30 protein-coding genes are annotated in these 21,294 nt (G+C 55.2%); 28 read left to right on the forward strand and 2 right to left on the reverse strand.

Translation table 11 applies throughout. The features are described from left to right. The first annotated feature begins 536 nt into the window (after nt 1–536). From ACFOTD_RS25660 to ACFOTD_RS25685, 6 genes are all read left to right on the forward strand, one after another. On the forward strand, nt 537–1,577 hold the full coding sequence (locus ACFOTD_RS25660; RefSeq protein WP_378122794.1) for a DUF5131 family protein: 1,041 nt from the start codon (nt 537–539) through the stop codon (nt 1,575–1,577). A gap of 316 nt (nt 1,578–1,893) precedes the next feature. Beyond that, nucleotides 1,894–2,127: a hypothetical protein gene (locus ACFOTD_RS25665; protein ID WP_378122795.1), complete on the forward strand. Its 234-nt coding sequence runs from the start codon at nt 1,894–1,896 to the stop codon at nt 2,125–2,127. Beyond that, nucleotides 2,127–2,624: a hypothetical protein gene (locus tag ACFOTD_RS25670; RefSeq protein ID WP_378122796.1), complete on the forward strand. Its 498-nt coding sequence runs from the start codon at nt 2,127–2,129 to the stop codon at nt 2,622–2,624. Before ACFOTD_RS25665 ends, ACFOTD_RS25670 begins: the two co-directional genes overlap by 1 nt. Beyond that, nucleotides 2,617–2,775 carry a hypothetical protein gene (locus ACFOTD_RS25675; protein WP_378122797.1) on the forward strand — a complete coding sequence of 53 codons (159 nt, stop codon included), beginning with the start codon at nt 2,617–2,619 and terminating at the stop codon, nt 2,773–2,775. The genes ACFOTD_RS25670 and ACFOTD_RS25675 overlap by 8 nt, the downstream gene beginning before the upstream one ends. Nucleotides 2,776–3,062: 287 nt before the next feature. Further along, nucleotides 3,063–3,482, forward strand: coding sequence for a LexA family protein (locus ACFOTD_RS25680; RefSeq protein ID WP_378122798.1), 420 nt, complete (start codon nt 3,063–3,065; stop codon nt 3,480–3,482). Between the two features lie 96 nt (nt 3,483–3,578). Beyond that, on the forward strand, nt 3,579–4,019 hold the full coding sequence (locus tag ACFOTD_RS25685) for an ArpU family phage packaging/lysis transcriptional regulator (RefSeq protein ID WP_378122799.1): 441 nt from the start codon (nt 3,579–3,581) through the stop codon (nt 4,017–4,019). 677 nt (nt 4,020–4,696) lie between these two features. Here ACFOTD_RS25685 and ACFOTD_RS25690 read toward each other — a convergent pair. After that, entirely contained in the window at nt 4,697–5,674 is a 978-nt protein-coding gene (locus tag ACFOTD_RS25690) for an OmpH/Skp family outer membrane protein (protein ID WP_378122800.1), read from the reverse strand. 370 nt (nt 5,675–6,044) lie between these two features. Then, entirely contained in the window at nt 6,045–6,239 is a 195-nt protein-coding gene (locus ACFOTD_RS25695; RefSeq protein ID WP_378122801.1) for a hypothetical protein, read from the reverse strand. Nucleotides 6,240–6,309: 70 nt separating this feature from the next. Between ACFOTD_RS25695 and ACFOTD_RS25700 the strand changes: the two genes are divergently transcribed. The 22 genes from ACFOTD_RS25700 (at nt 6,310) to ACFOTD_RS25805 (ending at nt 21,284) form a co-directional block, all read left to right on the forward strand. Continuing rightward, nucleotides 6,310–6,552: a sporulation protein Cse60 gene (locus ACFOTD_RS25700; RefSeq protein ID WP_378122802.1), complete on the forward strand. Its 243-nt coding sequence runs from the start codon at nt 6,310–6,312 to the stop codon at nt 6,550–6,552. Between the two features lie 95 nt (nt 6,553–6,647). Continuing rightward, entirely contained in the window at nt 6,648–6,839 is a 192-nt protein-coding gene (locus tag ACFOTD_RS25705; RefSeq protein WP_378122803.1) for a hypothetical protein, read from the forward strand. Nucleotides 6,840–6,888: 49 nt separating this feature from the next. Continuing rightward, nucleotides 6,889–8,184, forward strand: coding sequence for a site-specific DNA-methyltransferase (locus ACFOTD_RS25710; protein WP_378122804.1), 1,296 nt, complete (start codon nt 6,889–6,891; stop codon nt 8,182–8,184). 134 nt (nt 8,185–8,318) lie between these two features. Beyond that, nucleotides 8,319–8,534: a hypothetical protein gene (locus tag ACFOTD_RS25715; RefSeq protein ID WP_378122805.1), complete on the forward strand. Its 216-nt coding sequence runs from the start codon at nt 8,319–8,321 to the stop codon at nt 8,532–8,534. A gap of 34 nt (nt 8,535–8,568) precedes the next feature. Next, complete coding sequence (gene terS, locus ACFOTD_RS25720) at nt 8,569–9,438, forward strand: phage terminase small subunit (protein WP_378122806.1); 870 nt, start codon at nt 8,569–8,571, stop codon at nt 9,436–9,438. After that, nucleotides 9,431–10,714: a PBSX family phage terminase large subunit gene (locus ACFOTD_RS25725; RefSeq protein ID WP_378122807.1), complete on the forward strand. Its 1,284-nt coding sequence runs from the start codon at nt 9,431–9,433 to the stop codon at nt 10,712–10,714. The genes terS and ACFOTD_RS25725 overlap by 8 nt, the downstream gene beginning before the upstream one ends. Nucleotides 10,715–10,731: 17 nt before the next feature. Further along, nucleotides 10,732–12,210 carry a phage portal protein gene (locus tag ACFOTD_RS25730; protein WP_378122808.1) on the forward strand — a complete coding sequence of 493 codons (1,479 nt, stop codon included), beginning with the start codon at nt 10,732–10,734 and terminating at the stop codon, nt 12,208–12,210. Next, nucleotides 12,200–12,421, forward strand: coding sequence for a hypothetical protein (locus ACFOTD_RS25735; RefSeq protein ID WP_378122809.1), 222 nt, complete (start codon nt 12,200–12,202; stop codon nt 12,419–12,421). Before ACFOTD_RS25730 ends, ACFOTD_RS25735 begins: the two co-directional genes overlap by 11 nt. Continuing rightward, nucleotides 12,418–14,235, forward strand: a complete 1,818-nt coding sequence (locus ACFOTD_RS25740) for a minor capsid protein (protein ID WP_378122810.1) — start codon at nt 12,418–12,420, stop codon at nt 14,233–14,235. Before ACFOTD_RS25735 ends, ACFOTD_RS25740 begins: the two co-directional genes overlap by 4 nt. A gap of 332 nt (nt 14,236–14,567) precedes the next feature. After that, nucleotides 14,568–15,191 carry a phage scaffolding protein gene (locus ACFOTD_RS25745; RefSeq protein ID WP_378122811.1) on the forward strand — a complete coding sequence of 208 codons (624 nt, stop codon included), beginning with the start codon at nt 14,568–14,570 and terminating at the stop codon, nt 15,189–15,191. A gap of 15 nt (nt 15,192–15,206) precedes the next feature. Beyond that, on the forward strand, nt 15,207–15,578 hold the full coding sequence (locus tag ACFOTD_RS25750) for a hypothetical protein (protein WP_378122812.1): 372 nt from the start codon (nt 15,207–15,209) through the stop codon (nt 15,576–15,578). 27 nt (nt 15,579–15,605) lie between these two features. Next, nucleotides 15,606–16,649, forward strand: a complete 1,044-nt coding sequence (locus ACFOTD_RS25755; protein WP_378122813.1) for a major capsid protein — start codon at nt 15,606–15,608, stop codon at nt 16,647–16,649. A gap of 42 nt (nt 16,650–16,691) precedes the next feature. Further along, complete coding sequence (locus ACFOTD_RS25760; protein WP_378122814.1) at nt 16,692–17,039, forward strand: Rho termination factor N-terminal domain-containing protein; 348 nt, start codon at nt 16,692–16,694, stop codon at nt 17,037–17,039. Further along, nucleotides 17,026–17,418 (forward strand): hypothetical protein, encoded by a 393-nt coding sequence (locus ACFOTD_RS25765; protein ID WP_378122815.1) that lies wholly within the window; start codon nt 17,026–17,028, stop codon nt 17,416–17,418. The genes ACFOTD_RS25760 and ACFOTD_RS25765 overlap by 14 nt, the downstream gene beginning before the upstream one ends. A 2-nt stretch (nt 17,419–17,420) precedes the next feature. Beyond that, complete coding sequence (locus ACFOTD_RS25770) at nt 17,421–17,813, forward strand: ABC transporter ATP-binding protein (protein ID WP_378122816.1); 393 nt, start codon at nt 17,421–17,423, stop codon at nt 17,811–17,813. Further along, on the forward strand, nt 17,813–18,214 hold the full coding sequence (locus tag ACFOTD_RS25775; RefSeq protein WP_378122817.1) for an HK97 gp10 family phage protein: 402 nt from the start codon (nt 17,813–17,815) through the stop codon (nt 18,212–18,214). Before ACFOTD_RS25770 ends, ACFOTD_RS25775 begins: the two co-directional genes overlap by 1 nt. A gap of 4 nt (nt 18,215–18,218) precedes the next feature. Further along, nucleotides 18,219–18,641, forward strand: a complete 423-nt coding sequence (locus tag ACFOTD_RS25780; RefSeq protein WP_378122818.1) for a phage tail terminator family protein — start codon at nt 18,219–18,221, stop codon at nt 18,639–18,641. Then, nucleotides 18,634–18,867 carry a hypothetical protein gene (locus ACFOTD_RS25785; RefSeq protein ID WP_378122819.1) on the forward strand — a complete coding sequence of 78 codons (234 nt, stop codon included), beginning with the start codon at nt 18,634–18,636 and terminating at the stop codon, nt 18,865–18,867. Before ACFOTD_RS25780 ends, ACFOTD_RS25785 begins: the two co-directional genes overlap by 8 nt. Nucleotides 18,868–18,870: 3 nt before the next feature. Then, nucleotides 18,871–20,184: a phage tail sheath family protein gene (locus ACFOTD_RS25790; RefSeq protein WP_378122820.1), complete on the forward strand. Its 1,314-nt coding sequence runs from the start codon at nt 18,871–18,873 to the stop codon at nt 20,182–20,184. A gap of 1 nt (nt 20,185) precedes the next feature. Beyond that, nucleotides 20,186–20,653 carry a phage tail tube protein gene (locus ACFOTD_RS25795; RefSeq protein ID WP_378122821.1) on the forward strand — a complete coding sequence of 156 codons (468 nt, stop codon included), beginning with the start codon at nt 20,186–20,188 and terminating at the stop codon, nt 20,651–20,653. Nucleotides 20,654–20,676: 23 nt separating this feature from the next. Beyond that, complete coding sequence (locus ACFOTD_RS25800) at nt 20,677–21,099, forward strand: phage tail assembly chaperone (protein ID WP_378122822.1); 423 nt, start codon at nt 20,677–20,679, stop codon at nt 21,097–21,099. Between the two features lie 56 nt (nt 21,100–21,155). After that, nucleotides 21,156–21,284, forward strand: coding sequence for a hypothetical protein (locus tag ACFOTD_RS25805; RefSeq protein WP_378122823.1), 129 nt, complete (start codon nt 21,156–21,158; stop codon nt 21,282–21,284). Nucleotides 21,285–21,294: the final 10 nt, after the last annotated feature.

Raw genomic sequence — 21,294 nt, forward strand, 5'->3', positions numbered from 1 at the left:
AGATTTGGGGATTGCTTTGAATATACTTTCGCATAAATTTCAAATGGAAGACCAAAAGCAATAACAGAATCGGAGTTGTGAAGATGTCCCACCAATATTTCCAACCATTCAGGTAAAATAATCGCGTTAAAATAGCAATTCGTTCATATGTGAGTGTAAATGCTGTCCAGCCTGCAATGTACAACAGGTGAATCCACAATTTCTTCCCGAAAGGGTATCGTCCCAAGAAAAGCAGGGCCGAGCTTGGAAATAAACCCAAAACGACTAATAAATATTCCCAGTCGACTCCTTTTATGAAGTATCCGTATAGGTCGAATTTTAGATCTATGTAGGAATCAAAACATTGCTGGAACGCAATAGCCAACCAGATGGTCGAGTAAATCTCAGCTCGTGAAAGGTTCTTTTTAATGAGCAATGTGCAAGCGTTTAGCACAACCGTTGATACCACGAGAAAGAACATTCCCACTTCAAATGTCACCTGCCTTAAAAGAAGAATTCCCATTTTATATCCAGAAAATTCAAGGCGGGAGGACGCTATGAGCGATAAAAGCAAGATCGAATGGACGGAAGCGACGTGGAATCCGCTTCGAGGCTGCAGCAAGGTGAGCGACGGCTGCCGCAACTGCTACGCGGAGACTGTAGCTAACCGCTTTTCCGGTCCTGATCAGCCTTATGAAGGAACCATAACGGACGGTCGCTGGAATGGCCATATCCGCCTTGTTTTGGAAGTGCTGAACAAGCCGATACGCTGGCGGCGCCCGCGGCTCATTTTCGTGAACAGCATGAGCGACCTATTCCATCCGGAGGTGCCACAGGCTTATATTGACAAGGTCTTCGCAGTCATGGCTCTGGCGCCGCAGCATACCTTCCAGATACTGACCAAGCGGCCGGAGCGCATGCTGCATTACCTGCAGGGGCTTGAAAAACGCGGTGCCCGCCAAGTGCTGGCAGACACGGCCGAGGCAGTGACCGGTGACGAGGATGCAGGAATCTTTGTTGCTAACCGGATCGGCGCCGGCGCAACGAGCAAGCCGGGCTGGCCACTGAAAAACGCCTGGCTCGGCGTCAGCGTGGAGAATCAGAAGGCGGCCGATGAGAGGATCCCGTTGCTACTGCAGACGCCAGCTGCGGTCCGTTGGCTGAGCTGCGAGCCGTTACTGGGACCGATCGATTTGCAATATCCGGATACATCAAATCCACCGACTTATTGTTGCAACGGTAGGGAATGCGGGTGCATGGGGCTTCCTATTGATCCGCCTCTTATTTTCGGCATTGACTGGATTGTTGCCGGCGGCGAAAGCGGCCACAGGGCCCGCCCGATGATTCCGGATTGGGCGCGGAGCCTGAGAGATCAATGCCAGGCAGCGGGCGTTCCGTTCCTCTTTAAACAGTGGGGGGAATGGCGCCAGACGCACGACCTGTGTGCCGGACAGCCCGGCTACGTCGGGAAGTTATGGTACACCTGGGATCCTGACACGTCCATGTGCCGGATAGGTAAGGCGGCCGCGGGCCGTGAGCTGGACGGGCGGACATGGGATGAATATCCACAGATTAATGAAAGGAAGATGCGAGCATGAGAATCCGAATTTAAATTAATCACGCAAACGGAAAGGATAGCTTGCTTCTGATCGATCCGTCCGACGCAGCCGGGCAGCATGCAATAGCTAAGTTCTTCGGTTACTGCCGGGACGTGAACACCGTTGCTTCGCTGAACGGAACGATGCAGCCGGTTCCACCTAAGGATTAATATTAACAGGGACCTTCTGTTCTCTTCGCGATAGGGCAGCCGCCTTGAATCGATTGACAAAGCCTCCGCTTATGGCATTCAGGTTGAGCCAACTATGTGCGTAAGTGGAGAGTTTATCCACAATTTATCAACAGGGAGAGTGCCATATGAACATCGATACAGGGGAATTGAGGCTGTTGGGAAAGGATCAGCAAGTGCCGGAGAACTTCGAGCGTGTCCCACGCGAGCTGAGCGCCGCTGCTAAGAAGAAGCTGGCCGATCGGGAATTCGCCGTCGTCAGGTTGGCATCCGGCGGGAAGCTGTCCAAGTGGGCGCGGCGCCGGCGGAAAGAGAAGAAGAAGGCCGCGCAGGCATCTCGCCGGCAGAATAGGGGCCACTGATGGCACGGATTGTTGTTCAATACGATGACGGCCGCCCTGACCAAGTGCACGATGCCGATCAGTTCATCTTGTTTCATGTTCCGCCGAGTGACAAGGTCGAGAAGTTGATTATGACGGCCCAGTGCTCGTTCGACTTCATGCGCGCGGCAATCACAGAAGCGAACGCGCGGGAATACCATCGCCAAGCATTCAAGGAAATGAGCCGGAAGCGAATGGAAGAGTTGAATGCGGACGAGCAAAGCGATCCGGTGCACGTGAATCGAAAGCAGCCAGGCGAATACCGCCAAAAGCAATGGGAGCGATTTGCAAACGGTCGGGATCCGACTCTGCCAGATATGACGGGCAAATGGTCTGAGGAGAAATGCCCGCGATGCGGAGCGCGTCTACTGGTCAATGGATTTGGCCAAAAATGGTGTAGCAACGCTGGGGACGCCGGGTTGGGGGCCTGCGACTACGGACTGAAGGCCAGCACGGAGGAGGAAGAGACGGATGCCTAATATCTCGGAAAAAGCTTTCGCGCTTATGGAGGAGACGTACAAGACCAAGTTGACCGAGCGTGAAAAGATGCTGGCTCATGTCTATTACGGGCTTGTGGTCTTGATGGAGGCTGAAGCGTCGGGCAGCACAGATGAGGAATTGCCGAAATGATCCCTTGGTATGTTCAAGACGCTCGCTTCCAGCCGGGAACCGTCGCGGACGTCGGACTCTCTATAAGATTGACATTGTATCAACCGCGAACGAAAAAAGGCGAGTGGCGATTATACGTTTCTGTCAGGGCGAGGGAACAAGACGGAGTCCCCAACAACCTGTACCGAGGGAATAGAGTTGCAGTATTCAAAAAGTGCGGATCACTTCAAGAAGCGCAATTGCGCGCTGCAACTTGGTTCAGAATTTGGCGAGACGATTTGTTTTCATCGCAGTAGAGGAGGATCCCAATGAAGAAGGCATTGACGAAAAAAGAAGCGGACACATTGGAGGCTATTAAATCATTCATCGGCCGGAACGGTTATTCGCCAACAATCCGGGAGCTGGCTTCCGATCTGAAGTACAGCTCAAGCTCTACAGTACATGCGCTGATCGATCGCTTGCAGGCTAAGGGACACCTAAGCAAAGCGGATGCGGGGCCGCGGACGATGCGTGTGCTTGAGGATCTGCAGCCTCCGGTACCAGCGGGCTTTCATGCGATCGGATCCAGCGCCGTCTTTTTCAATCCTGAAACGAGGGAGATCGTACTGATCGGGAAGCCGAGGGAGGATGACGAATCGCATTCCTGCAACGAGCTCGGTTGCTCATCGATGTCGCACGTAATCTTTCGAGGACGTATGGCGGCATTTACAGGTGACGCTATAAAATAAAAATATCCCCCGCACCTTGGCCGGCCCGCGGGGGAATCGTAAAAGTATCGTCATGCTTCACACCCGAAAGTATAGCACATCATGGAGGTGTGGGGCATGGCACAGATACAGTTTCCCTTCGAGATAGACAGAGAGGCGACCCGGGCAGCCGTTGAGGAACGCCTGGAGTCAGCCCGCATATACAAGCAAGTCGGATTCGTACGCCGGGAGATGAAAACGACGCCGGCGTGGGAACCGCGGTTTCACGACGCGACGAATGTGGTAGGAAAGCCGGCAGAGGAAATCGCCGTCCAGAACGTCGACGCCGAGGAGCGCATGCTTCAGCAATACGAGCAGGTCGAGCGAGCCGTCGGCCGGCTGGGGAGGATGGAGCGCCGCCTGATCGAGCTGCGTTACCTGGAGGATGACGAGGTCTTCGACTACAACGTCGTCGCCGAGCTTCACTTGAGTGAGCGGAAGTATTATCGAATTAAGAGCAGTGCCATATACAAGCTGGCATTCGCGTTGAGATTGGAGATATATATCGAACAGGAATAAAACGATATAAAAACAGCAGCCTATAATTGGCTGCTGTTTGTTTAATTTAGCGACGTATGCCGTTAGAATGGCTTTGTGTTTATACCCTTTAAAAAGGTTAACTGTAGGAGGAAGTCATTATAAGAAAGTTTATTTATTTAGTTTTTCCTTCATTTTTTTTAGAGTAATTACAAGCACTAGAAAAGCCGCGACATATAATAGTTTTTCAGGTATTTCCCGAATATTTATTACAGAATTAAAGTTCTCAGATGTAATATCCTTGTCTTGGTAAATCCATACTATTATACGAGGATAGATGATTGCCAGCAAAAGTAATAATTGAAATATGGTTAATCCACGAAAAAAATGCCTATCCGATGATGAACCCTTATTTGAAATGATAATTCCGGTAATTATAATCAAAATCATGATTATCATCAATAAGTCACGAAGAGTAATTGTAGATCACCTCTTTCATGAGTCTGTGGAATAATGTGAAAAGATGCTTTATTACACTATATATTAAGCTCTCTCTAGCTTTATTACATTAAAATTTCAAATTATAAACTTTCACTGTGAGAATTAATCTAGCTGCATCTCCTTCTTTCAATTTTAAAATCCAGTTTTAAAAGAGGTCTTAATATAGTACAAGAAAAAAGGGAATAGAGCAGAGAATTGCCTCTGCTCTATTCCTAATATCAAAAATCCACTTCCATGTATCCCCACTTGGTTCCTTCTTTTGCAGCCAAAGTGCCCTCAACAACACCGTCGTATGCTGTCGCAGAAGATTTTAGATAAGCTCTATATGTGTGATTATCAGTAAAGTTGAAATTATAAAAGGTTACAACTGTAGGAGTCAAATGCACAGATGTTGCTCCGCCAGCGTAACAAGACGAACCACTAGTCAAAGCATAATTACCAATTAGGCTGTTGGAAGTAACGTCGTAAATTTGTGCGTTTATCTCTAGTACAGATGCTCCATTCCATCCGCAGCCAATTGTATAATCTGCTGTTACTTGTCTAAATCTAAACTCTGAGACTGGAATAATCGTAGCGGGGTAAGCAATTATAGGAACAAATTCCCAACCGTGTAGAACTGTCGCTGTTTTTGTAGTTTTTCCAGTAGTCTCCAATACATTAGAATGTGAAAGATTATTGTTATAACCATGAGTATAACCAGCTGTTGTTCCAGTGGCAGATCCATAGTTCCCTTCGTAACGATTATCGTCAGTTGGGTATATGACCACATCAGTTGACAGAGTAGAGAGTTTCGTTTTCGTATCGGGGGCGATAATTTCAGGTCGGAGATGTTTTTTATCCGAAGTATAACGTGAAGAAAGCAGTTCTTCAGCTGTAGCTTTAAAACCACTTTCTTTAGCTTGCAAAAGGAAATTCAATTCCTTTGATCTTTCACTTGTTAACTTCCCCGATTCAAGTTCTGCATTCAGTTCGTGATAAGCTTCATCTACCGATTTGAGCTGCTCTAAAAGGTCGCTGTAGTCAGCTTCATAATCCGCATTCAATTTTGCACTAGTAGGTGAATTCTGTAGTACAGGAACTCTTACAATATTCTCTTTAGGAGGTTGTTCATTACTATTCAAATCTTGCGCAAGCGCCATTGGACTTGATACTAAAGTGAATGCCAGTATTACAGTTGAGATAAGCTTTGTTTTCATTTTTGTATTTCCTCCCTAGTTTTAGATGTACATTCAAGTACAACTAAATTTTTAAGTAAAAACATCTTTACTCGTGACAGGAAGTAATGTAATCTAGCCCCCTTTAATCCAATATTAGCCACTTAATAATATATTACTTTTTAATACTTAATACTAAATGAAGCAATGGTCCTAATGAATATAAATTAATGGCCTAAATCAACGACATAAAAGTACATTTTTTTCACGCTTGCATGCCAGCATGGCAGAGAAATGGCAGGCTTTTGGCAGGAAAACGGCAGAACATTTGCTTTTGGCGATGATATATTTATAGCGTGCCAGGTGAGGACATGAGCCCCCACCCATTACCGCTCCTTCGGGGGCGGTTTTGTTATTTCCGGATTTTGAAAACATGGCGGTCCTTTAAGAAGAAGCCTTCGTTAATGTAGACGGCTTCGTCTTGGAGGTCGCCGATCATGCCGCTGTGGAGAAACTGGCCGTCTTTGTACACCTCAACCTCCTGCTGGTTATGCTGAGCAGCTGCTAACTTCTCATGGGTATCGAGAACGAAGCCGCGTATGAACATACCAATCCCTCCCATGTCTAATATAGCAGAATATTGGAAGATGCTGTATTATAAATGTGTGAGGTGTGTCATGAAAAAGAAAGTTAGAATGTTTGAAGCTAGAGATATCGAGAGTCTCGAGGAAAAAATAAATGAATTCCTGGAGCAACTTGCAGTGGAAGACCTTGTCGATATTAAGTACTCCATTGTCCCGGAAGCAATAAGCATGGATACAGAAACTGGAGTTTACCCTAGCGCATCGTATACTGCGTTAATTATTTACAATGGCCGGGCTTCCCATTCGTACGATTTGCCACCAGTTCCCCAATTTTAAGTCCCTTCGGGATATTTATTTAAAAACCGACTCAATCTTGTGAATTGTTGGATTGGAATGGCTTGCGGATGATTTTGATGAGAAGGGTGAGAAATATGGGGAAAACTGATTATGAGATTGCAGCTGAAATCGTTCAAGAAGTAATTCGGGCAAGGGGAGTGGCCATTTCTAATACGGGTAATAGTTCAGTTAGTGCAACAGGTAGCCTTATAACAACATATTTAAGTGACACAGCGGTTTCGGCATTGTATAAAACAATTTTGAAATCAGTTAGTGAAACACGTTAATCAAAGGGCACCTTCGGGTGCTTTTTCTTTTGCCTAGAAGGAGGTACTTATGAACATTCAGCGTATTCCTGTCGAACAGATCAAGCCGGCCGCTTACAACCCGCGCGTCGACCTGCAGCCGGGCGATCCGGAGTACGAGCAGCTGCGCCGCAGCATCGAGACGTTCGGATATGTGGAACCGATCGTCTGGAACCTGCGGACCGGCAACCTCGTCGGCGGGCACCAGCGATTCAAGATCTTGAAGGCCCGCGGCGATCCCGCTGTCGACGCATCCGTTGTGGACCTGGACGGCCAGCAAGAACGGCTGCTGAACCTCGCGTTGAACAAGGTGGAAGGCCGCTGGGACGACGAGGCGCTCGCCCGGCTGCTGGCCGAACTACAGGCGGACGGCGCAGACATGGACCTGGCTGGATTCGGGGCGGAGGAGATCGCCGAGCTGATCAGCGGGCTCCCCGCTGACACGGCGGTCGACGATCCGGTCACGGAGGACGAATTCGACGTCGGCAAGGCGCTCGGAGAGATCGTCGAGCCGGATACCCGCCGGGGTGACGTGTGGCAGCTCGGGCGGCATCGCCTGGTCTGCGGCGACGCGACGGATCCGGATGACGTGGCCAGGCTAATGGACGGCGCCCGCGCCGCACTGATCGTGACGGATCCGCCTTACAACGTGGCCGTCGAGAGCGATTCGGAACGGCTGGCCGCCGACGGCCGCAGCAGCATCATAAACGACGACATGCCCGCGGAGGAATTCGCGGGCTTTTTGCATGCGGTTTTCCAGCGGTACGCCAGCATCATGGATCCGGCAGTCGCGATATATGTCTTCCACTCTTCGTCGTATCAGCGCGAGTTCGAGGATGCGATGGAGGCCGCTGGCATCGTCGTCCGCAGCCAGTGCATCTGGGTTAAGAACAATCCTTCGTTCGGCTGGTCGCAATATCGCTGGCAGCATGAGCCGGTCTTCTATGGGCATCTCCGCGGCCGGGCTCCTGCCTGGTACGGCGACCGCCGGCAGTCTACGGTGTGGCGGTCCGGACTGCCCGGCGAGGAGCCGGCGCCTTCCACGGTGTGGGAGATTTCACGGGGCGACGTGAGCAAATACGTCCATCCGACACAAAAGCCGCTCGAGCTGCTGGCCATTCCGATTAGGAACAGCAGCGTTGCCGGCGACGACATCGCGGACTTCTTCGGCGGGTCCGGCAGCACGCTCATGACCTGCGAGCAGATGGGCCGTACGTGTCGAACGATGGAGCTCGATCCGGTCTTCTGCGACGTCATTCGGCGTCGTTACAAGGAGGCGACTGGTATCGAGCCGGTGCTCGTCTCCCGCATTGATTCGGCAGCATAAAAAAGAGAGGGCGCGCGAACGCCCCCTCCCCGAACCGGGTTCCCCCGGCTGAGATGGCGGCCCGCCGCGCGCGGCATTTTGCAGACATCCGCCATCTCGTTCTCAATTCTATATGAGAGCCGAGGGGAACGACAATGGGAACAGAAGACAACAAGGATCTACTGCAAGAGCACGAGACGGCTGTTCTGTTGGGCATCGTGGAATCGAAGGAGCAGTACCGGCAGATCATCAAGGCGGCTGTCGCCCGCTGGGTGAAGGACTTCCGGGACGGACATATCGAGATCAAGACCGTCGACGATCTGAGGAAGCTGATCGAGATGGACATAGAGCTGCAAAAGGACGAGCTGTAACGACTCTCTTTTTGTTGGGGGTGGTGATCGTGTAGTGGCCAGAGAGCGCAGCCCGGACAGGGACAAGGCGGAACGTATGTGGCTGGAGAGCGGCGGGAAGATGAAGCTGAAGGACATCGCTGCCGCCCTCGGCCTGGGCGAATCTCAGATCCGCAAGTGGAAGAGTCAGGACGCTTGGGCGTCCAAGCTCAAAGGTAACGTTACCAATGAATCCAATAGTAACGTTACCAATCGAAAGGGAACACAGGGGGGCGCCCCGCGGGCGGGCAAAGGTCCAGGAGCGCCGAAAGGAAATCAGAACGCGAAGGGGAACCGAGGCGGCCACGGCGGCCCGGTCGGCAACAAGAAGGCGGTCCGGACCGGTGAGTATGAGGCGATATGGATGGATATGCTCGAAGAGGATGAGCAGGAACTGCTGGGTTCGATCAATACGGACCTGATCCGGCAGGCCGATGAGTCCATCACGCTGCTGACGATTCGGGAGCGCCGGATGATGCAACGAATCAAGGCATTGACCGACGGACTGACGGAGCCGCAGCGCCGCGTGCTGCAGCAACTCCGCACGAAGAAAGAGGCGATACCGCTTCACGATGAAAAGACCGGGAAGACCAGCACTATCGTGAAGTCGAAGGACGAGCTCGTCGTCGCGGAGGTCGAGGAGACCTCCTATCGGGTGATCGAGGACATTCTCCGGATCGAGGAGGCACTGACGCGTGTCCAGAACCAGAAGATCAAGGCACTCGATCTGAAGAACCGCCTGATGGATGAGGAGAAGACGGTCCGGATCGAAAAGCTGAAGTTCGAGCTGCAGATGCTCCGCGGCGGCGAGGGCGACGACGTCCACGACGACGGCTTCATCGAAGCGCTGAAGGGGAAGGCGGCCGAGGTGTGGGCCGATGGCTAGGCTGAAGCTCAAGCCGCCCCCGTTCAAATGGAAGCCGTTCTCGGAGAAGCAGATCAAGATCTTGACATGGTGGATGCCGGAGAGCTCGCACCATGACAAGGACGGGATCATCTGCGACGGATCCGTCCGCGCCGGCAAGACCGTAGCCATGTCGCTCAGTTATGTGTTCTGGGCGATGCAGTCATTCAACGGTGAGCAGTTCGGCATGGCAGGCAAGACGATCGGCGCACTACGCCGAAACGTGATCGGTCCGCTCAAGCGGATGCTGGCCAGCCGCGGGTACAGCGTTCATGACAACCTGACGGACAACGTCATGACGATCAGCCGCGGGCTCGTCGTGAATTACTTCTTCCTGTTCGGCGGTAAGGACGAGCGGTCGCAGGATCTGATTCAGGGCATTACGCTGGCCGGCATGTTCTTCGATGAAGTCGCACTGATGCCGCAGTCGTTCGTGAACCAGGCCGTGGCGCGTTGCTCGGTCGACGGCCGGAAATATTGGTTCAACTGCAACCCCGCGGGGCCGTTTCATTGGTTCAAGGTTGAATGGCTTGATCAGGCAGTCGCGAAGAACGTTCTGCACCTGCACTTCACGATGGACGACAATCTTTCGCTGTCGGAAAAAATTAAGGAAGGTTATCGCCGACTGTTCACCGGAGTCTTCTATCGCCGCTACATCCTGGGCTTGTGGGTGCTGGCTGAGGGCGTCATTTACGACATGTTCGACAAGGACAAGCACGTCGTGCCAGCCGAGGAGCGCCCGTATACGCAATATTACATCAGCTGCGACTACGGCACGCAGAACCCGACGACGTTCGGGCTATGGGGCCAGAGCAAGGGCGTATGGTACAAGGTCAAGGAATATCATTACGATGGGCGCGCCCGCGGCCGCCAAAAGACGGACGAGGAGTATTGCGACGAACTCATAGCGTTTGCCGGGAAGCTGCCGATCGAGGGAGTCATCATCGACCCTTCGGCAGCTTCTTTTATTGCTGCTGTGAAAAAGCGAGGCGGGCTCCGTGTCATAAAGGCCGACAACGACGTGGTCGACGGGATCCGCGACGTCGCATCCGCGCTGGTCGAAGGACTTATCAAATACAACGCCGGCTGCGTGGAGACTTTTCGGGAGTTCAGCTCCTATTCATGGGACCCGAAGGCGCAGCAGCGTGGCGAGGACAAGCCGCTCAAAGAGCACGACCATCAAATGGATGCGGATCGCTACTTCGTTCGACGGGTCGTCAAGCGCAAGGGCGGCGTGTACTTCCCGGATGCCGGATAGAGAGGAGGGAATTGAACGTGTTTTTCAATTTTGAAAACGAGCTGCAGGCGCTCGAGAAGATAATTCAGGACGGGGCTAAGTCGGCCGCGACGGTCCTGCAGATCATCAGTATCGAGACGGGCGAGTGGAAGAGAGACGAACGCAGGAAGTGGATGCTGACCGGCGAGCGGTATTATCGCGTGAAGCCTGACATCCTGGATCGCGTGCGCACTGCGATCGGCGAGAGCGGCGCGCGGGAGCCGGTGACGAACCTGGCCAATAACAAGTTGGCCAACGGATTCGTGCGGAAGCTGGTCGACCAGAAGGTCGGGTATCTTTTCGGGAAGCCGATCAGCGTACAGGCCGAAAACGAGGAGTATCAGAAGGCGTGGACGGATCTACTGAACGACGCGTTCATGCGCCGCCTGCAGAATACCGGCAAGGAAGCGGTCAACAAGGGATTGGCCTGGTGGTTCGTTCACTATGACGAAGCAGGCGAGCTCAGCTTCCGGTTGATGAATTCCGAGGAGATCATACCGCTCTGGCGTGACGAAGCGCATACGGTGCTCGATGCCGTCATCCGCGAATATGAGGTCGTCGTATACGAGGGGCTACGCAGGACGACGGTCCGCAAGATTGAGTGGTGGGATACCAATGGCGTCCGACGGTATATCGCCGGCGGTACCGGACTCATTCCGGATGTGGAGGCTGGGGACGAGTCGACGCACTTCGCCGTTCAGCGCGATGGAACAGAAGAAGGTCTGAACTGGGAACGTGTCCCGTTTATCTGCTTCAAGTACAACGAAGAGGAGCAGCCGCTCGTCGAGATCATCAAGTCGTTGGCGGACGATTACGATCGGAACAAGTCCGATAACAGTAACAATCTGGAGGACTTGCCGAACAGCATCTTCGTCGTAAAGAATTTCGGGGGCACGAAGGCCTCGGAGTTTAGGCGGAACATTGCCATCTATCGTACAGCCTTTGTTGAAGGCGAGGGCGGCGTCGACACGATCGGCCTGGAGATTGACACGGAAGCCTATAAGACGCATATGGAGCAAGCCCGCAAAGATATCTACGAGTTCGGCCGCGGCGTGGATACGCAGCAGGCGGAGTTTGGCAGCGCGCCGTCCGGGATAGCCTTGCGCTTCCTTTACAGCGACCTTGATCTTGATGCAAACATGATCGAGACGGAATTCCAGGCCAGCCTCGAGCAGCTCAAGTGGTTCGTTGACATGCACCTCTACAATACGACCGGCACGGACTACAGCGAGGAAGAGGTCAAATTCATTTTCAACCGCGACATGCCGATCGACGAATCAGCCATCATTACCAATATTCGTAACAGCGAAGGGATCCTCTCCAAGGAGACGCAGGTCGCGCAGCATCCTTGGGTGACGGATCCGCAGGCCGAGCTGGATCGACTGGAGACGGAAAAGCAGCAGGCACTGAAGGAAGCCCAGGAGTACGGCGGGTTATCGAAGGATGATCCGCCTGGGGGTGATCTGAATGCTGGGTGACGCTCTGCGAGCGAAGGTAGATGAGCTGATCGAGAAGCTGTGCGACCAAGCGCTTGGCCATGTCCGGGCAGGAAGCTCGCCGTTTCCGGAGACGGTTGACTCGATTGTCCGCCTTCTGGAAGCTGGAAGCTGCCCGCCGGATCTGCCGGGCATGGCGTTCATGGGTTTCCGGGTGGAGCCGGATGAGCCCGCCGTCGGTGACGGCGAATGAGGACCGACGCCTATTGGGCTGCACGGATGGATGCGTTGAATGAGGCGCTGCTGGGACGGGGCGAGGCGTATATCCGGACGATGAATGCGGAGTACGGTCGGGCGGCTGCTTCGATCCAACGGGATATCGACGCCTTTTATCAGCGCTTTGCGTTCAATAACAGCGTCGACCTGGCGTCGGCCCGGCAGATACTCAAAGCTGGCGAGCTGCGCGAGTTCAAGTGGACGGTCGAGGATTACATCAAGGCGGGCCGGGAAAACGCCGTCGACCAGCGCTGGATGAAGGAGTTGGAGAACGCATCTATCCGTGTCCGCGTGAGCAGGCTCGAAGCGCTGCAACTGCAGATGAGGCAGCACGTCGAGACGCTGACAGCCAAGAGGCATACGGGCACGGCAGGGGCGCTGGGCGGCATCTATAAAGATGGGTATTATCGGACGGTGTTCGAGCTGCAGCAGGGCGTCGGCATCGGATCCTCATTCGCCAAACTCGACAGCCGGCAGGTCGACAAACTACTTGTCACACCTTGGGCGCCGGACGGCAGTAACTTCTCCGCGCGGATCTGGGGGGACAGAACGAAGCTGGTCGCCGAGCTGCAGACGACACTGACGCAGGGGCTCATCCGCGGTGACAGCTCTGACACAATGATTGACCAGATTCAGGCACGGATGGGTGTCTCCCGTTCCGCGGCTGCCAGCTTGGTACTGACGGAGTCGGCCTATTTCGCCGGACAGAGCCGCGCCGACGGGTACCGCGAGCTCGGCGTCGAATCGTACAAGTTCACGGCCACGCTGGACCGGCGGACATCGACGATCTGCCGGGATATGGACGGCAAGGTATTTCAGGTTGTCGAGCTGCAGCCGGGCGTCAACTACCCGCCGCTGCATGTCCGTTGCCGTTCGACGACGATCCCGCATTACGAGGACAACGTGCAGCAGCGCGCGGCCCGCGGGGACGATGGCAAGACGTACGACGTTCCCGGCGATATGACGTACAAGGAATGGGCAGAAAAGAACGTTCCGCCGGATTCTCCAGCGCCAGAGCCGCCGAAGCCGAAGACTCCGCCCGCATCCAATCCGATCCCCGCGCCGACGGACGCCGGTCTGCCCGCGCCGCGACCGTTTCAGCCGGCCAGATCCATCAAGGAGGCCGAGGAGGCGGCCCGCCGGGACTACGGGTTCGACGATGTCGACTTCGCCGGCATGGACTTGGAGAACGCGAACGATCTCAACAAGGCGATCAATATCGCCCTGCGAGAGTTCCCCAGTGTCAAAGGCTTCGTCAAGACGCTGAAAGCTGTCGATACTGACGAGTATGTCGCACAGATGGCAATGGGGCTGCGTGATGCTCCTGACGTGATGCACGCGCAGCTCACGGTGTCGACGCACTACTACAACGTCGCTGATATTGATGATACAATCAAGGCATCAGTCGACGCGAAGTACTGGCCTGCTGGCTCCAACCGACAGTCTGTATTCATCCACGAGTTTGGTCATGTCGTCGAGTACGCGCACGCGCTGAAATTGTTGGGCGGGTGGACAGGCTTGCAGATGCTAGCAGATGAAATACAGATTGCCTTAATGCGACTCGACCGCGGGAAGCTGTCCAAGGAGATAGTGGCTGAAGCGCTCGCTGTCCTCGGCATCGAGAACACGCCGCAGAACATCGTAGATGAGCTGAGCCAGTATGCGGCCACGAACAGCAAAGAGACGCTGGCAGAGGCGGTCGCGGAGGCTGTCGGTACCGACAACCCGCGTCGGCTGGCCGTGAAAATATTGGAGATTCTAAAGCGAAGAATGAAGGAGGCGGGGATGTAGTGCAGCCATATGTACCTCCCAAGCTCATGCCGTGGATCACCTTCGGCAATAACACGGTCCACCTGAAAGATGGGTCGCCGGATGAAGTGAAGCCTCTCTTCGATAAACTGAAGTCGGACATGGACAATGCATATGCGAGGGCATTCCCGAAAGACGGAACGTTCCCTAAACTTTGAGCACTCCCGCCACGGCGAGGGTGCTTTTTGTTTGCTCGAAAATGGGCTTCGGATGAGACTGCCGGAGCCCTCTTCGCCGTTGCCTGCGGCGCAAAACAAGTGGCCATCACCGGACGCGACCGGGATACCAAGCGTAGATGACAGGAGGAAACGAACGTGAACAAAGAGCAATTCGTTGCATTGGGCTTGACGGAAGAGTTGGCCACGAAGGCGGCAGCCGCATCGACCGAGGAGTTGAAGGGCTTTGTGCCGAAGGCGCGCTTCGACGAAGTGAACGACGCAAAAAAGCAGGCGGAGAAGGATAGGGACAAGGTCTCCGGCCAGCTCGAGGAAGTGAAGAAGTCTGCCGGCGACAACGACAAGCTGAAGGCGCAAATCCAGACGCTGCAGGACGAGAACAAGGCCGCCAAGGACAAGTACGAGTCCGACGCGAAGGAGCTGCGGCTCTCGACGGCGCTGAAGTTGTCTCTCGCCGGCAAGGTGCATGATCCGGACATCGTTGCCGGTCTACTGGACAAGACGAAGATTGAGCTGGATGACGCCGGAGCCGTGAAGGGCGGTCTCGACGATCAGCTGAAGGCCCTGCAGACGAGCAAGGCCTTTTTGTTTATCCCCGAAGACAAAGGCGGCAAGCCGCGTTTCAAAGGCGCGACTCCGCCGGAAAGCGGTGGAGGTGGCGGAGCTGGCGGGGAGAAGGACGGCGACTTCGGTAAGCGGCTGGCCGAGCAAGGAAAGGTGAACGAGGGACTGGCGAAGGCCCAGCAATCCTATTTTGATTAACGGAGGTCGATCCAAGTGAGCAAATTCTTCGAAACGACGTACACGAACAAGAAGGAGATCTTGAAATTCCCGGACCACTACGTGGCGCTGGCGGTGACCGTGGACAATACCGGCATCAGCGCCAACGCAGACGGCAAGAAGATCGTCCCAGCGGGCACTATCGTCGGCAATGGCATCCTGACGGACCAGACCAAGCTGGCGAAGAAGGCCGTAACGACAACGGGAGTATCGAACGCCGAAGGCGTGCTGCTCAACAATGTGGACGTGACCTACGGTCCGGCGCCGGGAGCTATGGTCATCCATGGCTTCATCGCGCTCGACCCGCTGCCAGCGGCACCGACGGCTGAAGAGATCGTCGCATTGAAGCAAATCACATTCATCAAGTAAACCAGAAAGGAAAGGTGACAACTTACCATGCCAACCATTTATGATCTCGTCCGGGCGCCGGAGATCGCCGCCTACTACCAGACGAATCCATCCAACGCGATCCCATACTTGGGCGCGACACTGTTTCCTGCAGATAAGAAGCTCGGTCTCGATCTGAGCTGGATTAAAGGTTCCAGCGGACTCCCGGTCGCGCTGATGCCTTCGGCCTTCGATACGAAGGCGACATTGCGGGATCGCATCGGCTTCAGCAAGGTCGAAACGGAAATGCCGTTCTTCCGCGAATCGATGCGCATCGGGGAGAAGGAGCGGCAGGAGCTGCTGCGCTTAGCCGAGACCAACAACGGAGCTTATGTCGAGGCGATCATTCGCCAGATTTACGACGACGTGAATAGCCTCGTCGGCGGTGCTGAAGTCAACGCGGAGCGGATGCGAATGCAACTGCTCTCGACCGGCAAGATTCTGATTACTGCCAATCGGCAGAATTACGACTACGATTTCAAAATGAAATCCGGCCATAAGGTCACGCTGACGGGAACGGACAAGTGGAGTGATCCGGACGCCGACATCATCGGTGACATCCAAGCTTGGCAAGAGCAGATTGAAGACGAGCAGGGCGTACGGCCCACGAAAGCGATCTGCACCCGGAAAACGTGGGGCTACATCTTGAAGAACAACAAGATCAAGCTCGACATGAACCCGCTGGGCGGCCAAAACATCATCATGACGGATGCGCTGATGAAGGCTTACCTGCTGAACAAACTCGGCTTGACCGTCGCCGTCTACAACAAGAAGTTCGCTCTGCAGGACGGCAGCGCAAACTTGTTCTTCCCGGACGACGTCTTCACTCTCATTCCGGACGGCAATCTCGGCAAGACCTGGTTCGGCACGACGCCTGAAGAGGCGGACCTCATGAGCGGCGCGACGGAGGCGGAAGTATCGATCGTCAACACCGGCGTCGCTATCATGACGATCAAGGAGCCGCATCCTGTCAATGTCGAGACGATCGTCTCGGAGATCGTGCTTCCGTCGTTCGAGCAGATCGACAACATTTTCATCGCCAAGGTGGCGTAACGGAGGGGGCCTTGGCCCCTCCCGTAGAAGGGAGAGAACCATATGGCAAAAGAACAAACGCAGCCGGTCGAGTTCCTCGTCCAGGCAAAATACCGTACGATCACGTACCCGGCGGGCGCGGAGGTGGACGTGCTGCCCGATGATGTCGCCGGCCTCATTGCAGACGGAGTCATCCCGGCGGATACGGAGGCCGCGGAGAGCGGCGACAAACCTCTGGAGAAGATGACCGTCCCCGAGCTTCGCGAGCATGCCGATTTCCTTGAAATCGATCTGGGTGACGCGACGAAGAAGTCTCAGATTCTCGCGGTAATCCTGGCTGCACAACATCCGGACGAAGATGAACAGCCTGGGGGCACGCCGAACGGCGGTGCTGCTGGTGGCAATCAATAAGCTTGAGGTATTGGCCATCATCAAGCAGCTCGTTGGTCTTGACCCCACGGGCACTGAGCATGACGGCCTGATCACGCTGTATATGGACATCATTGGACAGCGGATCCTGAATTACGTCCACCATAGCAGCATGCCGGATGGGCTCAAGTACACTTGGGCGGCGATGACGGCGGCCGCGCTACAGGCGGAGCAGATGGTCGTTCTGTTTCCGCCGGATCCGGATGACGCGGAGGCATATGAGGTCAGCCTGGGCGACACGACGGTTAAGCCGATCAAGCCGGTCGCCAAGCCGATTACCGGACCCACGCTCACCGTGCAGGACGCCGTGTTGTTTGACTACCAATCGGAGCTCAACGGCTTTCGTCGGATGAGGTGGTAGCTGTGGGTATCAACTATGCCAGGTACCGCGCCGCGCTTGAGCGGCAGTATACGGATCGGGCGACGGTCGAGCGACAGCATGAAGTGGTCAAGCCGAACAAGGCGACCGTGACCGAGCCAATCGTCGCTTACGCTGACCAGCCCTGTCGGATCTCGCAGACCGGACTGCCGAGAGACGGCCAGACGGAAGCGCAGAATGACGTCGACTATCTGGCAAAGCTGTTCATTGCACCCGACTTGGAGGTCCTTCAAGGCGATACGATCACCGTACAGCGCGGTCAAGCGGTCGCGGGCACGTGGACGCCGCTGGGCGACGCCCGAACTTATCGGGCCGGAGAGCCGTTCATCTACCCGACGCATCAAGAGATCAGCCTGCACCGGAAGGATTATGCCTGATGGCCAGGCTGGGGGACTTTGATTTCTCGGACATGCGCGCGCTGCAACGGAGCCTGAAGGAAATCGAGTCAGGCTTCCCGGGCTTTCTCGTCGAGTGTATCCGCGAGCTCGCCGCGCGTCTCTTGGCCAAGACGGTCGCCCGGACGCCGGTAGACACTGGGCTGCTTCGCCGGAGCTGGCAGATCGGTGAAATTAAGTGGACGCCGACAGGCATTGAGGTCGAAATCATTAATCCGGTCGAATACGCCATGTACGTCGAACATGGCCACAGGACCCGGGATCATGCCGGCTGGGTGGATGGCCGCTTCATGTTGACGATATCTATCCAGGAGCTCGAGCGCGAGCTGCCGGCGTTTCTCGAACGGAAGCTGCAGCAATTCATCAACCGGCACATGAGGTGATGCCGTGAGCATTACGATTAACGATATACGCGACGCCGTCGTCGGTGCGCTTGCTGATTCTTTCCCTGGCATTAAGGTGTCGGATGAAGAGATCAAGCAGGGGCTCGGGCAACGGCGTTTTTATGTCAAACTGCTCGACGCCGCTCAGCTGGCGGAGGTGGGCAGCCGGTACCGTCGGGAACATTCCTTTGACGTCCACTACTTCGGCCCAGACAACGCCGAACTGAACGATGTGGCCGAGCGGCTCTACGATGTGCTGGAGATGATGCCGACGCCGGGCGGTGACCTGCGCGGGATCCGTATGCGGCACGAAACGGTTGACGGCGTGCTGCATTTTTTCTTTGTCGTTCAGTTTCGCGTAGCGCGGCAGCCTACGTCGGGGCCGACAATGCAAACTCTGATCGAGGAGGTAGATTTGATTGGCTAAGCAGAAAGAAGAACTTGCCTACGAAGAGCCGACCGGATTGGCCGTGCCTGTTGATGTTCCGGCAAGCGCGGCGGCGCCGCAGTTTACCCGCGCGCAACTGATTGCAAGCGAGCGATATGCTGCTCACCGCGACGCGATCGCCGCTCTCCTGCAGGATGGCGAGCTCTACACAGCTGCCGAAGTTGACGAGCGGCTGAATGAATTTCTGAACAAGGAGGCGAACTAACACATGGCAGGCGGCACATATACGGTTATGAACAAGGTCCGCCCGGGCGTCTATATCAATTTTGTCTCGGAGGGATCAGCGGCGACGCTGGGCGATCGCGGTACCGCCGCGATCGGCCTGACGCTCCCTTGGGGTGCGTCGAAGACGATCGTCACGCTCGAGGCCGGCGAGGATCCGTCGACCAAACTCGGATACGACATCACGGGGTCCCCTCTGCTTTTGGTGCGCGAGGCTCTCAAGCGTGCCAAGACGCTACTCGTATTCCGGCTCAATACCGGTACGAAGGCGACGGTCACGTCCGGCAACCTGACCGCGACGGCGCGGTACGGCGGTGTCCGCGGCAACGACTTGTCGATCGCGATCGCGGTAAACGTCGACGACAACAGCAAGTACGACGTCTCGACGTTGCTTAGCGGCACCGTCGTCAATAAGCAGACGGTTGCCAGTATCGCAGGCCTCGTGTCTAACAATTGGATCGACTGGTCCGGTACCGGCGCGCTCGCCGCGTCCGCCGGCGCTCCACTCACGGGCGGCGCGGACGGAACGGTCGTTAACGGCGATCATACCGATTTTCTGAATGCGGTCGAGCTGCAGGACTTTCAGACCGTCGCTTATGCGGGCACGGACAGTACGCTCAAGGGAGTCTATGCAGCGTTTGCGCGCCGGCTCCGCGACGATGAGGGCCGTAAGATCCAGGTCGTCGTCGAAAACTATCCGTCTGCTGACTTTGAGGGCGTTATCAGCGTTAAGAATGGCGTCAAACTCGACGACGGCACGACGCTGACGGCCGGCCAGGCAACGGCATGGGTGGCGGGGGCGACCGCGGCCGCGGCGGCCAACCTGTCCCTAACATATACCGCCTATGATGGTGCGGTGGACGCGGGGACGCGCTTCACCAATGCGCAGACCATCGCAGCGCTGCAGAACGGAGAGCTCGTCTTTACCGCGCGCGCCGGCGGAGTCGTGGTGGAGCAGGACATCAACTCGTTCCACTCTTTTTCGCCAACTAAGAGCCGGCTGTTTGCGAAAAACCGGACCCTTCGGGTGCTGGATGGCCTGGCTAATGATTGGAAGAACACATTCGAGGCCGCATACATCGGCAAGGTCGGTAACGATGACGCCGGCCGTGCGCTCTTCCGGAAGGATTGCGTCAAGATCGTGACGGCATATCAGGGGATCGGCGCCATCCAGAACTTCGACCCTCTGACCGACATCTCCGTCGTCCAAGGTGATGATGCCGATTCGGTGGTCGTGACGGCTGCCATTCAGCCGGTCGACGCTATCGAGAAAATCTACATGAAAGTGCAGGTGAGGTAAGATGGCGGGATTTCTGAAGGCGGGCGACACGATCGCCGGCAACGCCGGCACGGCTACCGCCACGATCGGCAAGGAGACGTTTGAGATGTTCATGGTTAAGGACCTGCGGGCGACTGCGACCAAGAACAAAGCGGACGTTCGGGTCCTCGGCAACCGGAACACCCAAAAGAAGGCGACGGGCTGGGAAGGATCCGGCACGATGACAATCTACTACGTGACGTCCCGTTTCCGAGAAATGATGTACGACTACATCCAGAACGGCAAGGACACCTATTTCGACATTCAGATCACGAACGAGGATCCGACGTCCGCCACGGGCAAGCAGATCGTAACACTGCTCGACGTTAACCTAGACGAGGTCGTCATGGCTGCGCTGGATACCGAAGCTGATGCTTTGGACGAGGAAGTATCGTTCACCTTCCAGGGCATCGATCTTGGAACAAAATTCACCGTCCCTACGCTGGGCTGATAATCGAAACGGAGGATTAATCCATGTCTGATATGAGTTTGTTTTTCGCGGAGAACGTCGCCCAGACCGAGGAGGTAGAAGTGGTCGTCTCGGATCGATACAAGGACAAGGAAGGCAAGCCAGTCGCATGGCGCCTGCGCGCGATCTCGGAGGATCGTAACGACGAACTCCGCAACTTGTCCACCAAGCGCGTCAAGGGCAAAAACGGCATGCAAGTGCCGGAGACGGATTTCGCAGCCTACCTTGGCCGACTTATTTCGGAGTGTGTCGTCTACCCGAATCTGAATGATACCGCCCTGCAGACGTCATACGGCGTCAAGGGTGCGCCTGCGCTCGTCCGAAAGATGCTGCTCGCCGGCGAGTTTGCTACGCTGGCTGCAAAGGTTCAAGAGATTAACGGTTTCGATCGTGACCTCTCCGAAATGGCCGACGAAGTAAAAAACTGATCGAGGAGGGCGTAGGCGAGTGGGTCTATGCGTACTACGCTCTCAACGAATATAGCATGATGCCATGGGAGTTTGCCGGGCTCTCTTCTCAAAAGAAGGCGGCGCTGATCGGGATGATCCGCGTGCGCGTCGATGCCGAGAAGAAGGCACAAGCGCAAGCTAAAGTGAAGTCCAGAAAGAAATAGGAAGGGGGGA

It is taken from the genome of Cohnella sp. GCM10012308, from assembly GCF_042649185.1.
In the GTDB taxonomy this organism is placed as follows: Bacteria; Bacillota; Bacilli; order Paenibacillales; family Paenibacillaceae; genus Cohnella.